The organism is Streptomyces shenzhenensis, from assembly GCF_021462265.1.
Taxonomy (GTDB): domain Bacteria; phylum Actinomycetota; class Actinomycetes; order Streptomycetales; family Streptomycetaceae; genus Streptomyces; species Streptomyces shenzhenensis.
In genome coordinates this window covers 46,602-59,356 of the sequence record NZ_JAJONF010000018.1, presented here as the reverse complement: position 1 = coordinate 59,356, position 12,755 = coordinate 46,602, and the positions used below count along the sequence as shown (strand labels likewise).

Annotated in this window: 13 protein-coding genes; 5 read left to right on the top strand and 8 right to left on the bottom strand. The window is 72.8% G+C overall.

All coding sequences use genetic code 11. The features are described from left to right. Nucleotides 1–8 precede the first annotated feature (8 nt). A complete protein-coding gene (locus LQ326_RS23180) occupies nt 9–1,106 on the top strand; it encodes a WxL protein peptidoglycan domain-containing protein (protein WP_234539359.1) in 1,098 nt (365 codons plus the stop codon). Here the strand turns inward: LQ326_RS23180 and LQ326_RS23175 are convergent. Continuing rightward, a complete protein-coding gene (locus LQ326_RS23175; RefSeq protein WP_234539357.1) occupies nt 1,000–1,338 on the bottom strand; it encodes a P-II family nitrogen regulator in 339 nt (112 codons plus the stop codon). The genes LQ326_RS23180 and LQ326_RS23175 overlap by 107 nt on opposite strands. Beyond that, nucleotides 1,335–2,645: an ammonium transporter gene (locus LQ326_RS23170; RefSeq protein WP_308402000.1), complete on the bottom strand. Its 1,311-nt coding sequence runs from the start codon at nt 2,643–2,645 to the stop codon at nt 1,335–1,337. Before LQ326_RS23170 ends, LQ326_RS23175 begins: the two co-directional genes overlap by 4 nt. A 143-nt stretch (nt 2,646–2,788) precedes the next feature. Here LQ326_RS23170 and era point away from each other — a divergent pair, with 143 nt between their 5' ends. Beyond that, entirely contained in the window at nt 2,789–3,757 is a 969-nt protein-coding gene (gene era, locus LQ326_RS23165; protein ID WP_234539356.1) for a GTPase Era, read from the top strand. A gap of 142 nt (nt 3,758–3,899) precedes the next feature. Here era and LQ326_RS23160 read toward each other — a convergent pair whose 3' ends face one another. Continuing rightward, nucleotides 3,900–4,538, bottom strand: a complete 639-nt coding sequence (locus tag LQ326_RS23160) for a response regulator (RefSeq protein WP_234539354.1) — start codon at nt 4,536–4,538, stop codon at nt 3,900–3,902. Continuing rightward, entirely contained in the window at nt 4,535–5,749 is a 1,215-nt protein-coding gene (locus LQ326_RS23155) for a sensor histidine kinase (protein WP_234539353.1), read from the bottom strand. Before LQ326_RS23155 ends, LQ326_RS23160 begins: the two co-directional genes overlap by 4 nt. A gap of 173 nt (nt 5,750–5,922) precedes the next feature. On the opposite strand from LQ326_RS23155, the gene LQ326_RS23150 reads away from it, so the two are divergent. Together LQ326_RS23150 and LQ326_RS23145 are read left to right on the top strand one after the other, a co-directional pair. Further along, a complete protein-coding gene (locus tag LQ326_RS23150; protein ID WP_234539351.1) occupies nt 5,923–7,011 on the top strand; it encodes an ABC transporter permease in 1,089 nt (362 codons plus the stop codon). Further along, entirely contained in the window at nt 7,008–7,733 is a 726-nt protein-coding gene (locus tag LQ326_RS23145) for an ABC transporter ATP-binding protein (protein ID WP_234539350.1), read from the top strand. The genes LQ326_RS23150 and LQ326_RS23145 overlap by 4 nt, the downstream gene beginning before the upstream one ends. Nucleotides 7,734–7,972: 239 nt before the next feature. Here LQ326_RS23145 and LQ326_RS23140 read toward each other — a convergent pair whose 3' ends face one another. Beyond that, nucleotides 7,973–8,821, bottom strand: a complete 849-nt coding sequence (locus tag LQ326_RS23140) for a helix-turn-helix transcriptional regulator (protein ID WP_234539348.1) — start codon at nt 8,819–8,821, stop codon at nt 7,973–7,975. Between the two features lie 122 nt (nt 8,822–8,943). Here LQ326_RS23140 and LQ326_RS23135 point away from each other — a divergent pair, with 122 nt between their 5' ends. Next, nucleotides 8,944–9,801 carry an NAD-dependent epimerase/dehydratase family protein gene (locus LQ326_RS23135; RefSeq protein WP_234539346.1) on the top strand — a complete coding sequence of 286 codons (858 nt, stop codon included), beginning with the start codon at nt 8,944–8,946 and terminating at the stop codon, nt 9,799–9,801. Between the two features lie 7 nt (nt 9,802–9,808). Here the strand turns inward: LQ326_RS23135 and LQ326_RS23130 are convergent, their stop codons facing one another. The 3 genes from LQ326_RS23130 to LQ326_RS23120 form a co-directional block, all read right to left on the bottom strand. Then, a complete protein-coding gene (locus LQ326_RS23130) occupies nt 9,809–11,065 on the bottom strand; it encodes an MFS transporter (RefSeq protein ID WP_234539344.1) in 1,257 nt (418 codons plus the stop codon). Beyond that, nucleotides 11,062–12,396 carry a GH1 family beta-glucosidase gene (locus LQ326_RS23125; RefSeq protein ID WP_234539342.1) on the bottom strand — a complete coding sequence of 445 codons (1,335 nt, stop codon included), beginning with the start codon at nt 12,394–12,396 and terminating at the stop codon, nt 11,062–11,064. Before LQ326_RS23125 ends, LQ326_RS23130 begins: the two co-directional genes overlap by 4 nt. 71 nt (nt 12,397–12,467) lie before the next feature. Further along, the gene (locus tag LQ326_RS23120; protein ID WP_234539340.1) at nt 12,468–12,734 is read right to left on the bottom strand and encodes a protealysin inhibitor emfourin; all 267 of its coding nucleotides are present in this window, start codon (nt 12,732–12,734) and stop codon (nt 12,468–12,470) included. Between the last annotated feature and the right edge of the window lie 21 nt (nt 12,735–12,755).

Below are 12,755 nucleotides of genomic sequence, written 5' to 3'. Positions count from 1 at the left end.
CCGCACCCATGCGTCGCGTCAAGCCGTATGTCCTCCTCCTGAGCCTGATCCTCGGCGTCCTGTGCACGGCGTCTCCCGCGCGCGCCGCCGACAACGGCAGCTGGTCCGTCTACCCGGTCGCCTCCAGGATCGCCGCGCGGCCGTACTTCTACCTCTCCCTCGCCCCCGGGCAGACGATCACCGACAAGGTGGCCGTCGCCAACAAGACCGGCCGGCCGCTCACCTTCCGGCTCTACGCGGCCGACGCCTACAACACCGCGCGGGACGGCGGCTTCGCCGTCCGGACGGTGCAGGAGAAGATGCGGGGGGTGGGGGCCTGGGCGAGGCCGGGGAAGGCGCGGGTCACCGTGCCGCCGCACCGGACACTCACGGTTCCGTTCACGCTGCGGGTGCCCAAGGGCGCCGAACCCGGTGACCATCCCGGTGCGATCGTCGCACTGGACGAGCGGGTCGACCCGGGGGCGGGTTCCCTGGCGCTCGGCGTGCGGCGGGCCGTCGGCGCCCGCGTCTATCTGCGGGTGAGCGGGCCGACACTCCCGGCCCTCGCCGTCGAGAACGTGCACATCAGCCATCACCAGCCACTCGTCCCCGGTCTCGGCGACAGCACGGCGACGATCTCCTACACCCTGCACAACACCGGGAACGTCACCCTGGATCCGAAGGTGCGGCTGCGCGCGCGGGGCCTGTTCGGCCGTACTCTGCTCAGCCGGGACCTCACCCGGATCCCCTCCGAGCTGCTGCCCGGGGAGCGGGTCAGGCTCACCGCGCGCTGGCGGGACGCACCCCAACTCGACTGGGGCGACGTGACGGTGACGGCCAGCGCGACCGGCACCAGACAGTCGGCGAGCGCGTCGTTCCTCGCGCTGCCGTGGCTGGTGGTGGCGGTGGCGTTCGCCGCCGGCGCGGTGGGCGGTGCGCTGCTCGCCCGGACGCGCCGCAGGGGCGGCAGGCCGTTCGCCCGGACGCGCCGCGGAGGCGGCAGGCCGTACGCCGGACTGTTCAGAGGGCGTCGGGGCCGCGTTCGCCCGTCCGCACCCGTACGACCGTCTCCACCGGCACCGCCCACACCTTCCCGTCCCCGATCTTCCCCGTCTGCGCGGCCTTGACGATCGCCTCGATCACCGGCTCGGTGTCGGCGTCCTCGACGACGACCTCGATGCGGGCCTTGGGGACCAGGTCGACGCGGTACTCGGCGCCCCGGTAGACCTCGGTGTGGCCGTGCTGCCTGCCGTACCCGCTGGCCTCGGTCACGGTCAGGCCGTGCACGCCGAGCTCCTGGAGCGCGGTCTTCACCGCGTCGAGGCGGTAGGGCTTGACGATCGCGGTGATGAGCTTCATGGCTGGCTCTTGACCTTCTGGGCGGTGGGGAGGACGGAGTGGGCGACCGGGGCGCCGTGGCCCAGGACCCCGTGATCGTAAGCCGTCTCGGCGTGCACCGTAAGGTCCAGACCCGTGTGCTCCTGGTCCTCGGCCGCCCGGAAGCCCATCGCCTTGTCGAGCAGCCTGCCGATGCCGTACGTCACGGCGAACGCGTACGCCGCGACGGCCGCCACCGCCACCGCCTGCCTGCCGAGCTGGGCGAGCCCACCGCCGTAGAAGAGGCCCTCGGCGCCATGGGTCATGGCCTTCTCGGCGAACAGGCCGATCAGGAGGGTGCCGACGATGCCGCCGACCAGGTGAACGCCGACGACGTCGAGGGAGTCGTCGTAGTTCAGCTTGAACTTCCAGCTCACGGCGTACGAGCAGAGCACGCCCGCGGCGAGGCCGACGACCAGCGCGCCGAGCAGGGAGACCGAGCCGCAGGACGGGGTGATGGCGACCAGGCCGGCGACCGAGCCGGAGGCGGCGCCCAGGGTGGTGGGGTGGCCGTCGCGCTTCTGCTCGACGAAGAGCCAGCCGAGCAGGCCGGTGCAGCCGGCGGCGAGGGTGTTCAGGAAGACGGCGGCGGCCAGGCCGTTCGCCCCCATCGCCGAACCCGCGTTGAAGCCGAACCAGCCGAACCAGAGCAGACCGGCGCCCATGATCACCATCGGGAGGTTGTGCGGCCGCATCGCGTCCTTCTTGAAACCGAGCCGCGGGCCGAGGACCAGGCACAGGGCGAGGCCGGAGGCGCCGGAGGTGATCTCGACGGGCAGGCCGCCGGCGAAGTCCAGGGCGCCGAGGCGGTGCGCGATCCAGCCACCGGGGCCCCACACCCAGTGCGCGACGGGAACGTATACGAGCAGCGCCCAGACCGGTACAAAGACCAGCCACGCGCCGAACTTCGCCCGGTCCGCGATGGCGCCGCTGATCAGCGCGGCCGTGATGATCGCGAAGGTGAGCTGGAAGGTGGCGAAGAGGAGGGTGGGGACGGTGCCCTGGACGCTGGCCGGCCCGAGGCCGGCCATGCCCGCGTGGGCGAGGTCGCCGAGAAGCCCGGCGCCGACGTCGTCCCCGAAGGCGAGCGTGTATCCGCCCGCCAGCCACACCACCGTCACCAGGGCGATCGACACGAAACTCATCATCAGCATGTTGAGGACGCTCTTCGTGCGGACCATGCCGCCGTAGAACAGGGCCAGACCCGGGGTCATCAGCAGGACCAGGGCGGTGGCGGCGAGCAGCCAGGCGGTGTCACCGGTGTCGGCGTGCGCGGCGGAGAGGAACACGGGCGTCTCCCACGTGGGTCGGGGCTCGTCCGAGGGTCACCGGTCTCCGTTTCCGGTCGCGTACGGCTGTGTTTCCGTGACGTTTCGTTGCCTCGGGGTTACCGAAATCTCACGGTGCGGCGGGGCCTCGTGGATCAGGGAGAATGGGGGCCATGAGCGTTCGCAGCCAGTCAACCGAGCCGTCGGAACCGTCGGAGGCCGTCCACCGGGCGGGCTTCGCCTGTTTCGTCGGGCGCCCCAACGCGGGCAAGTCCACCCTCACGAACGCTCTGGTGGGGCAGAAGGTGGCGATCACCGCGAACCAGCCGCAGACGACGCGGCACACGGTACGGGGGATCGTGCACCGGGAGGACGCCCAGCTGATCCTGGTCGACACCCCCGGCCTCCACAAGCCGCGCACCCTGCTCGGCGAGCGGCTCAACGACGTGGTGCGCACCACCTGGGCCGAGGTGGACGTGATCGGCTTCTGCCTCCCGGCGAACGAGAAGCTCGGTCCGGGCGACCGTTTCATCGCCAAGGAGCTGGCGGGGATCCGCAAGACCCCCAAGGTCGCCGTCGTCACCAAGACCGACCTCGTCGACTCCAAGACCCTCGCCGAGCAGCTGATCGCGATCGACCAGCTCGGCAAGGAGCTGGGCTTCGAGTGGGCCGAGATCGTCCCGGTCTCGGCGGTCGGCGACAAGCAGGTGGGCCTGCTGGCCGACCTGCTCGTGCCGCTGCTCCCCGAGGGCCCCGCCCTCTACCCCGAGGGCGACCTGACCGACGAGCCCGAGCAGGTCATGATCGCCGAGCTGATCCGCGAGGCCGCCCTGGAGGGCGTCCGCGACGAACTGCCGCACTCCATCGCCGTCGTCGTCGAGGAGATGCTCCCCCGCGAGGACCGCCCCGCCGACAAGCCCCTCCTGGACATCCACGCCAACCTGTTCATCGAGCGCCCCAGCCAGAAGGGCATCATCATCGGCCCCAAGGGCAAGCGCCTGAAGGAGGTCGGCATGAAGAGCCGCAAACAGATCGAGGCCCTGCTCGGCACACCCGTCTTCCTGGACCTGCACGTGAAGGTGGCGAAGGACTGGCAGCGGGATCCGAAGCAGCTGCGGCGGCTGGGGTTCTGAGAGGGCGCAGGCGCGTCGGCCGTGCGGTGGTGGCCGTGCGGTGATGCGGTCTTCGGCCTCGGAGATCTATGGAACCGTGGCCGGCGGGCAGACACGATGCTGTGTCTGCTTCGGGGTGGCTGGGCGTTCGCAGGTGCGCGGGTCAGCGGCGGATGACGCCGAGGGCGGTTGCTGTGGCCACGGCGGAGGTGCGGGAGTCGACGCCGAGCTTGGAGTAGATGCGGGCGAGATGGGACTTGACCGTGCCCTCGGTCAGGTGGAGGCGGTTACCGATGGCCTGGTTGGACAGGCCGTCGGCAACCAGGCCGAGGACTTCGCTCTCGCGCCGGGTCAGGGCGGTGCCGGGGGTGCGCAGGCGGTTCATCAGCCGGTCGGCGACGGTGGGCGCGAGTGTGGTGCGGCCTGCGGCTGCGGTGCGAACGGCGGCTGTCAGGTCCTCGGGCGGGGCGTCTTTGAGGAGGTATCCGGTGGCGCCGGCTTCGATGGCGGGCAGGGTGTCGGCGTCGGAGTCGTAGGTGGTGACGATCAGCACGCGGGGGGCTCCGGGGCGGGCGGTGATCCGGGCGGTGGCTTCGGCACCGCCCATGCCTTTGCCGAACTGCAGGTCCATCAGCACGACGTCGATGTCGCCTTCGGCGGCGCGGGTGACGGCGTCCTCGGCGGTGGCGGCTTCGGCCATGACGACGAGGCCGGGCTCGGTTTCCAGCACGGCGCGCAGCCCGGCCCGTACGACGGGGTGGTCGTCGGCCAGGAGGAGGCGGATGGGGGTGTCGTCGCTCACGGTCGGGCCTCGGGCTCGGTCGGCGGGGTGAGGGGCAGGCGGGCGGCCAGGGCGGTGCCGTGGCCGGGGGCGGATCCGATGGTGAGGGTGCCGCCGAGGGCGTGGGCGCGGGCGCGCATGGCGGCCAGTCCGAAGCCGCCGGCCTCGGGGTCGGGGGCGGGCAGGCGGTCGGGGGCGAAACCGCGTCCGTCGTCGACCACGTCGAGGGCGACGTGGTCGCCGAGGTAGCTGAGGGTGACGTCGGCCGTGGTGGCCGCGGCGTGGCGGACGGTGTTGGCCACGGCGGACTGGGCGATGCGCAGCAGGGCGACCTCGTGTGCGGTGGCGAGCGGGGCGGGGTCGCCGGTGAGGTGGAAGTGTGCGGTGAGCCGGTGCCGGGCCGAGGTGGTGGTGCACAGGCGTTCCAAGGCGCCGGCCAGAGTGGTGCCTTCCAGCGTGGGCGGGGTGAGGGCGGCGACGAATCGGCGGGCCTCGGCGAGGTTGTCGACGGCGGCCTGCCGTGCCTGGCCGACGTAGCGGGCCGCGTTCTGTGGTGCCTGGGGCAGGGCGCGTTCGGCGGCGCGCAGCAGCAGCTGGATGCTGGAGAGGCCCTGGGCGAGGGTGTCGTGGATCTCGCGGGCCAGGCGGTCGCGTTCGGCCAGTACGCCGGCGGTGTGCTGGGCACTGGCCAGGTCGGCGCGGGTGGCGGTGAGTTCCTCGATCAGCTGGCGGCGGTGTTCGCTCTCCCGGTACAGGGCCTGATACCCCCACACCACCGCGACGGCGACGGCGGCGCCGAGGGCGGGGCCGATGGCCACGGCGGGGCCGAACGAGTGCTGGTGGGCGGCGAAGCCCGCGATGGCCGTCGCCGCGGTAGCAGCCACGGCCGCCAGTCCGGCACGGCGGGGCAGCAGGTGCAGTTGGAGGAAATAGAGCGGGAAGGCCACCCACACGCCGTCGGGGGACAGGGCGAGCAGCACCAGCCAGCAGGCGCCCACGGCGGCCAGCCACAGCACGGCGGCCCGCCGCGAGCGGCGTACGCCCGGCAGCGTGGGCCCGACCGCGTACACCAGACCGCACGCTGCCGCCGCGGCGACGGTCCACCCGGCGTGGGGCCGGTCGTCGGCCACGGTCCGGACGGCGGCCAGGGCGAGCAGGCCGATGACCAGCAGGTGCAGGCACCAGGCCAGGGCCCGGGTGGTCGGGGTCAGCGCGGGGGCAGCGGAGTTCACAGTGCGCCCAAGGTTACGCAGACCGGCTCCCCCGGGGCCTCCATCGAAAGTTAGAACCCACGTGCCGTCTTTCGGCCCGCCAAGTGCCCTCCTGCGCCGGAGGCGCGTACGGGGGCCCGGCGGCGACGGTGGGGTCATACCGCTTCCACCGCCGGAAAGGACGGGCCAGGGCCGTGTTCGTCGCCTGGAGAGAACTGAAATTCGCCAAGGGGCGCTTCGCCCTGATGGGGACCGTCATCGTGCTGATCACCCTGCTGGTCGGACTGCTGTCCGGGCTGACGGCGGGACTGGCCCGGCAGAACATCTCCGCGATCACGGGATTGCCCGCCGGCAAGATCGCCTTCCAGGCTCCCCATGGCGGGCAGGATCTGTCGTACGCCAACTCCACCGTCACTGAGGCGCAGTGGCGGCAGTGGTCCGAGGCGCCCGGTGTCGAAAGCGCCGAACCGCTGGGAATCACCACGACCAGTGCCACCGCGGGAGACCGGAGCACCGGGGTCTCGGTCTTCGGTGTCGAGCCCGGCTCCCGCCTCGCCCCGGACAGCAACAGGATCTTCGGCAGCGCGGTGGTGCTGTCCACCGCGGCCGCCGACGGCCTCGGCGTGCAGGCCGGTGACTCCCTCACCCTGGCAGGCCGGCAGCTGAAGGTGGCCGCCGTCGAGGGCGACGCCCACTTCAGCCACACCCCGGTGATCTGGACCAGCCTGGACACCTGGCGGAAGAGTGCGCCGCCCACCGGCGACGGGCGGGGTCCGAGGGCCACCGTCATCGCCCTGAACACCACTGTCAGGGCCGATGTGGCCGCCACCGACCACAGGGCCGGCACCAAGACGGTCTCCACCGGCGACTCGCTGTCCGCGATCGGCTCCTACACCTCCGAGAACCGCTCCCTGCAGCTGATGCGCGGCTTCCTGTTCGCCATCTCCGCGCTCGTCATCGGGGCCTTCTTCACCGTGTGGACCATTCAGCGCAGCAGCGACGTCGCCGTCCTCAAGGCCCTGGGCGCCTCCACCGCGGGCCTGCTGACGGACGCCCTCGGCCAGGCCCTGGTCCTGCTCGTCGGCGGCACACTGACCGGCACCGGCGTCGCCGTCGCCCTCGGCGCCCTCGTGTCCGGCTCCGCCGTGCCGTTCCTCCTCACCCCCGCCATCGTCCTGATGCCGGCCGTCGTGATCGTCCTCCTCGGCGCGCTCGGCGCCGCCCTGTCCATCCGCCGCATCGTCTCCGTCGACCCGCTGACCGCCCTGGGGAGCGCCAGATGAGCCTGCGCCTGACCGGCATCACCCTCACCTACCCCGACGGCGACACCCGCCTGACCGCCCTCGACCAGGTCAGCCTGGAGGTTCCCAAGGGCAGCCTGACCGCCGTGGTCGGCCCCTCCGGCTCCGGCAAGTCCAGCCTCCTCGCCGTCGCCGCCACCCTGATCGCGCCCGACACCGGCACCGTCACCGTAGACGGGCAGACCACCACCGCCCTCACCCGCGGCGAGCTGACGGAACTGCGCGGCCACAAGATCGGCATCGTCTTCCAGCAGCCCAACCTGCTGCCCTCCCTCACCGCCGCCGAACAACTCCAGGTCATGGCCCAGATCGACGGCCGCAAACCCCGTACCGCCCACACCCGTGCGATGGAACTCCTCGACGCCGTCGGCCTCGTCGACCAGGCCGGCCGCCGCCCCCACCAGCTCTCCGGCGGCCAGCGCCAGCGCGTCAACATCGCCCGCGCCCTGATGAACGACCCCGCCGTTCTCCTGGTCGACGAGCCCACCAGCGCCCTCGATCACGAACGCGGCGCCGCCGTCCTCGGCCTGATCACCCGCCTCACCCACCAGCGGGCCACTGCCACCGTCCTGGTCACCCACGACCGCAGCCACCTCACCGCCGTCGACCAGATCGCCGAAGTCCACGACGGACGCCTGCGCCTCCCCACCGCGAACGGCCGGCCCGCACGATCCGCGCGCACCGGCAGCACATCACCCGAGTGACGGGACGACCCAGGCCACGGCGCGATGCCGGGGCCTGCGCCGCAGACCGTGTCCGCGCACGGCCGGTCTCCGACCGCCGGTACCCAGCCGAGCCCGGCCCAGCATCCGGACGGGCCCGGCCGCCGCCGTCCACACCGCCTCGTGCGGCACGTGCGGCGGTTCGCACAACAAGCCGTGGCACGGTGCCGTGACCTGACCGCAGGACGGTCAGCCCGGTGTCCTCCTTGTCGGAACAGCGTTCAGGAGCGGCTCGGGGTCATGTCCTGCAGGCCCACCACCTGGAGCAGCCGCAGACGTTCGTGGGACTCCGTGCCCGGGCGGGCGGTGTGGACGACGAGGTGCTGGTGGGTGTCGGCGTTGAGGAGGACCTCGCAGTCCAGTTCCAGCAGGCCGACGGCCGGATGGAGGAAGCGTTTGGTCGTCGCGCGGCGTACCGCCACCTCGTGTTCGGCCCAGAGGCGGGCGAACTCCTCGCTGCCCGCGAGGAGTTCGGCGACGAGGGCGGCGGGGACCGGGTCGGTGGGGCGGGCCGCGGCCACCGCGCGGAGGTTCGCCACGTGTTCGCGAGCCCGCAGCGGGCGGTCCTCGGGCGGGCAGAGCCGGTGGGCCGCCGGGTCCAGGAAGAAGCGGCGGACCAGGTTGCGGTCCCGCGGCGGGCGGGCCAGGACGTCGCCGCTCAGCGCCCGTGACAGGGCGTTCTGGGCCAGGACCTCGCCGCAGTCGGTCGTCACCAGCGCCGGGGTGTCGTGCAGCCGGTCCAGGACCAGGAGGAGGCCGGGGCGGACGTGGGTGCTCGTCGCCTCCCGGCGCGGGGGTTCCTCGCCGGCCAGGTGGAACAGGTGGTCCCGTTCGTCCTCCGTCAGCCGCAGGGCGCGGGCCAGCGCCGTGAGCATCTGGCGGGACGGGCGCGGGCCCCGGGACTGTTCGAGGCGCGTGTAGTAGTCGGCGGACATGCCCGCCAGCGACGCCACCTCCTCGCGCCGCAGCCCCGGGGTACGCCGCCGGGCGCCCGGCGGCAGGCCCACGTCGGACGGGTCCAGGCGGGTGCGGGTGTGGCGCAGGAAGTCGGCGAGTTCGGGACGGTTCACCTCTCCAGGGTGGCCCGGGCCGTCCGGCTTATCCAGGGACTGCCGGTCCCCTGATCGGAAGGTCTCTCCCGGCCGCGCCGGGACCCGGCGAGGGTGGTGGCAACGGAGCGAAGGAGAACACCGTGATCACTCTTGTCACCGGTACGACCGGCCAGGTCGGGCGGCGGTTCGTGCCGCGGCTGATCCAGCAGGCACAGAAGGACGAGCGGGTACGGGTGCTGGTGCGGGACGCGGCCCGTGGGGAGCCGCTGGCCGCACTGGGCGCCGAGGTCGTCGTCGGCGACCTGCGGGACGAGGAGGCGCTCGGCAAGGCCGTCGCCGGGGCGGACGCCGTCGTGAACGTCGCCGCCGCCTTCCGCGGGGTGCCCGACGAGGAGGCCTGGGCCGTCAACCGGGACGCGGCCGTCGCCCTGGGCAGGGCCGCGGTCTCGGCCGGCGTACGACGGTTCGTGCAGGTCAGCACCGGGAACGTGTACGGCACCGGACGCGGCCGCCCGCTGACGGAGGACGACGAGAGCCGGCCCGGCGGTGAGATGTGGGGCGCCTACCCGGAGTCCAAGGCGGCCGCCGAGCGGGAGCTGCTCGCGCTGGCGGGCGGCATGGAGGTGCGGATCGGGCGGCTGCCCTTCGTCTACGGCGAGGGCGACCCCCATCTCGTGAACGTCATGCACTGGGCCGCGCACTGGGCCCCCGCGCAGCGGCTGCAGATGGCCCATCACGCGGACGTCGCGCAGGGGCTGACGCGGCTGCTGTACGCGCCCGCGGTGAACGGCCCGGTCCACAACATCGCCGACGACGCCCCGGTCACCACCGTGGAACTGCACCAGCTCAACGGCGTCGAGGTACCCGCCGACCTGTACACCCGCACCGACCCCGACCCCTGGTTCGGGATCATGTCCAACCAGAAGATCCGTCGGGACCTGGGTTTCCGGCCGATCTACCCGAGCATCTGGACGGCGCGGGACGCCGGCGCCCTGTAGGACCGGATCAGTCGACTCCCCGTATCCGCCCCACCAGCCCCGCCCCCGCCAGCCCGATCACCGCCGCCACCAGGTACAGCACCCGGTAGCCGCCGAGATAGGTGACGATCGGCGCGGCGAGGGCGGGCGCCGCGACCTGCGGCAGGGCGTTGGCCACGTTGATGACGCCGAGGTCCTTGCCGCGGTCCAGGGCCTTCGGCAGGACGTCGGTCATCAGCGCGAAGTCCACGGAGGTGAAGACCCCGAAGCCGACGCCCAGCACCGCCGCGGCCACGATCGCCCCCGGCCAGGTCTGCCACACCGCCAGCAGCGCCGTCGCCACCGCCATCAGCATCCCCGACCAGATCACGAACGGCTTGCGGCGGCCCGTCCGGTCCGACCAGACCCCGCCGACCACGACCGTCGCCATCAGGGTCAGCCCGTTGACGGCGGTCAGGACCAGCACCCCCTGGCCGGGGTCGGCGTGGTGCAGGCGGTCGCGGAGGTAGTAGAGCAGGTACAGCAACACCAGCGCGTTGCTGAGGTTGATCAGGAAGCGGGTCAGCCAGGCCCAGCCCAGGTCCGGATACCGGCGCGGGCTCAGCCAGAAGCCCGCCAGGAAGCCCCGCCAGGACCATTCCGGCCGGTCCGCCGGCGCCAGCCGCAGATCCGGGTGGCGCAGGACGTACGGCAGCACGCCCAGCGCCGTGAACACCGCGCACGCCGCATAGCCCGCCCTGACACCCCCGGCGGCCGTCGCCAGCCCGGTGCCGCCGACCACGCCGAGGATCTGCGCGGCCCCCAGCCAGCCGCCCACCGAACCCCGCTGGAGCCTCGGCACCCGGTCCGGCACCGCCGCCGTCACCGCCGCGAACGCCGCGTTCAGGGTCAGCTGGACCAGGCACCAGCCCAGCATCATCGTCCACATGCCGCCGGCGTCCGCGAGGAGCAGCAGGGACAGTGCCCCGCCCGCCGCACCGGCGACGATCCACGGCGTGCGGCGGCCCCAGCGGGACGTCGTACGGTCCGACAGCGCGCCGAAGACCGGGTTCGCCGCGAGCGACGCCACCGCGCCGACGCCGGTCACCCACGCCAGCATCGTCTCCTTCGACATCCCGGAGCCGGGCGCGAAGTCCTTGGCCTGGGAGGCGAGCAGGATCTGCAGGGGGCCGTACCAGCCCACCCAGATGGCCCCGTTGGCGAGACAGAGCGCCGCCGTCCAGCCCCTCCCGACCCGCTCGGCCGGCTCCGCCAGCGCGGCGCCGGGTTCCCGCAGCGTCGTCATCTCTGCGCCCGCAGGACGTCCCGGTACCAACCGTACGACGACTTCGGCGTCCTCTTCAGGGTCGCGTAGTCGACGTGGACCAGGCCGAAGCGGCGCGCGTACCCCTCGGCCCACTCGAAGTTGTCGAGGAGCGACCAGACGAAGTAGCCGCGCACGTCCACCCCGGCCTCGACGGCCCAGTGCAGGGCCCGGATGTGGCCGTCCAGGTAGGCGATGCGGTCCTGGTCGTCGACGCCCTCGTACGAGCAGCCGTTCTCGGTGACGACGACGGGCGGTAGGCGGTCGCCGTAGCGGTCGCGGAAGGCGGTGAGGAGTTCCGTCAGGCCCTCCGGGACCACCGGCCAGCCGAAGTCCGTCACCGGGACGTCCTCGATCTCCCGCACCGAGAAGGGGAGTTCGGCCGGCATGGTGACTCCGCCGAACTCGATCTCGGTGCCCTGCGGGGCGCCGACCCGGGTCGGGGAGTAGTAGTTCACGCCGTAGAAGTCGACCGGTTCGGCGATCACCTTCAGGTCGGACCCGACGTCCCCGGGCATCAGCTCGCCCATGCCGTCGGGGTAGGCGCCCAGGATGACGGGCTCGGCGAACAGCCGGTTCAGGAGGACGTCGTAGAAGCCGGCCGCCTCCAGGTCGGCGGGCTCCTGCGAGGCCGGCCAGACCGGGCCGTGGGAGTTGGTGATGCCGACGTCGGCGGCGCCGGCCGCGCGCAGCGCACGGACCGCGAGACCGTGGGCGAGGAGTTGGTGGTGGGCCACCGGGAGCGCGTCGAAGAGCAGCTGCCGGCCGGGGGCGTGGGTGCCGAGGGCATGGCCGAGCAGGGTGTGTTCGGCGGGCTCGTTCAGCGTGATCCACTGGGGGACGCGGTCGCCGAGCCGGTCGGCGACCGCACTCACGTGGTCCGCGAACCGGAAGGCGGTGTCCCGCTCCAGCCAGCCCCCCTTCTCGTGCAGGGCCATCGGCAGGTCCCAGTGGAAGAGGGTCGCGACCGGCCGCACGCCCGCCGCGCACAGCTCGTCCACCAGGCGGTCGTAGAAGTCCAGGCCGCCGGCGAAGCGCACCCGGGGCCAGGAGACGGAGAAGCGGTACGCGTCCACGCCGAGGCCGGCCAGGAGCGCCACGTCCTCGCGGTAGCGGTGGTAGTGGTCGCAGGCCACCGCCGCCGTGGAGCCGTCCTTGACGCGGCCCGGCTCCGCCTCGAACACGTCCCACACGGACGCCTCGCGCCGGTCGGCCGCGCCCTCGATCTGGTGCGCCGAGGTCGCGACACCCCAGCGGAAGCCGTCGGGGAACCGGGGGAAGGGAGGGGTCGGATGGACCGCGTCTGTCGCCATGGCCGGGATCATCCTTACCCCCGGTAACATAAGTCAACGCCCGGGCGTGAACTACCCGTTACGGGACCCGGTCACGCCCCTTCCTTCAACACCCGTGAGATCAGTTCGCGTTGCTCCTCGGACAGCTGCGGATCGGCCGCGTACGCCGTCCGCCCGTCCACCGTGATCTCGTACGCGAACCCGTCCGGCACCCCCGGTGGCGGTGTGCCCCGGCCGGTCGCGAGTGCGCGCTCGGCCAGGGCCTGCCACTCAGGGGCGTCGGGCCGGCCCGAGGTGTCCACCTCGGCCCGGCGCTCGATGCCCGCGAACCCGCCCGTGCGCCTCACCTGAATACGCATGGGTCCCTGTGTACAACGGAT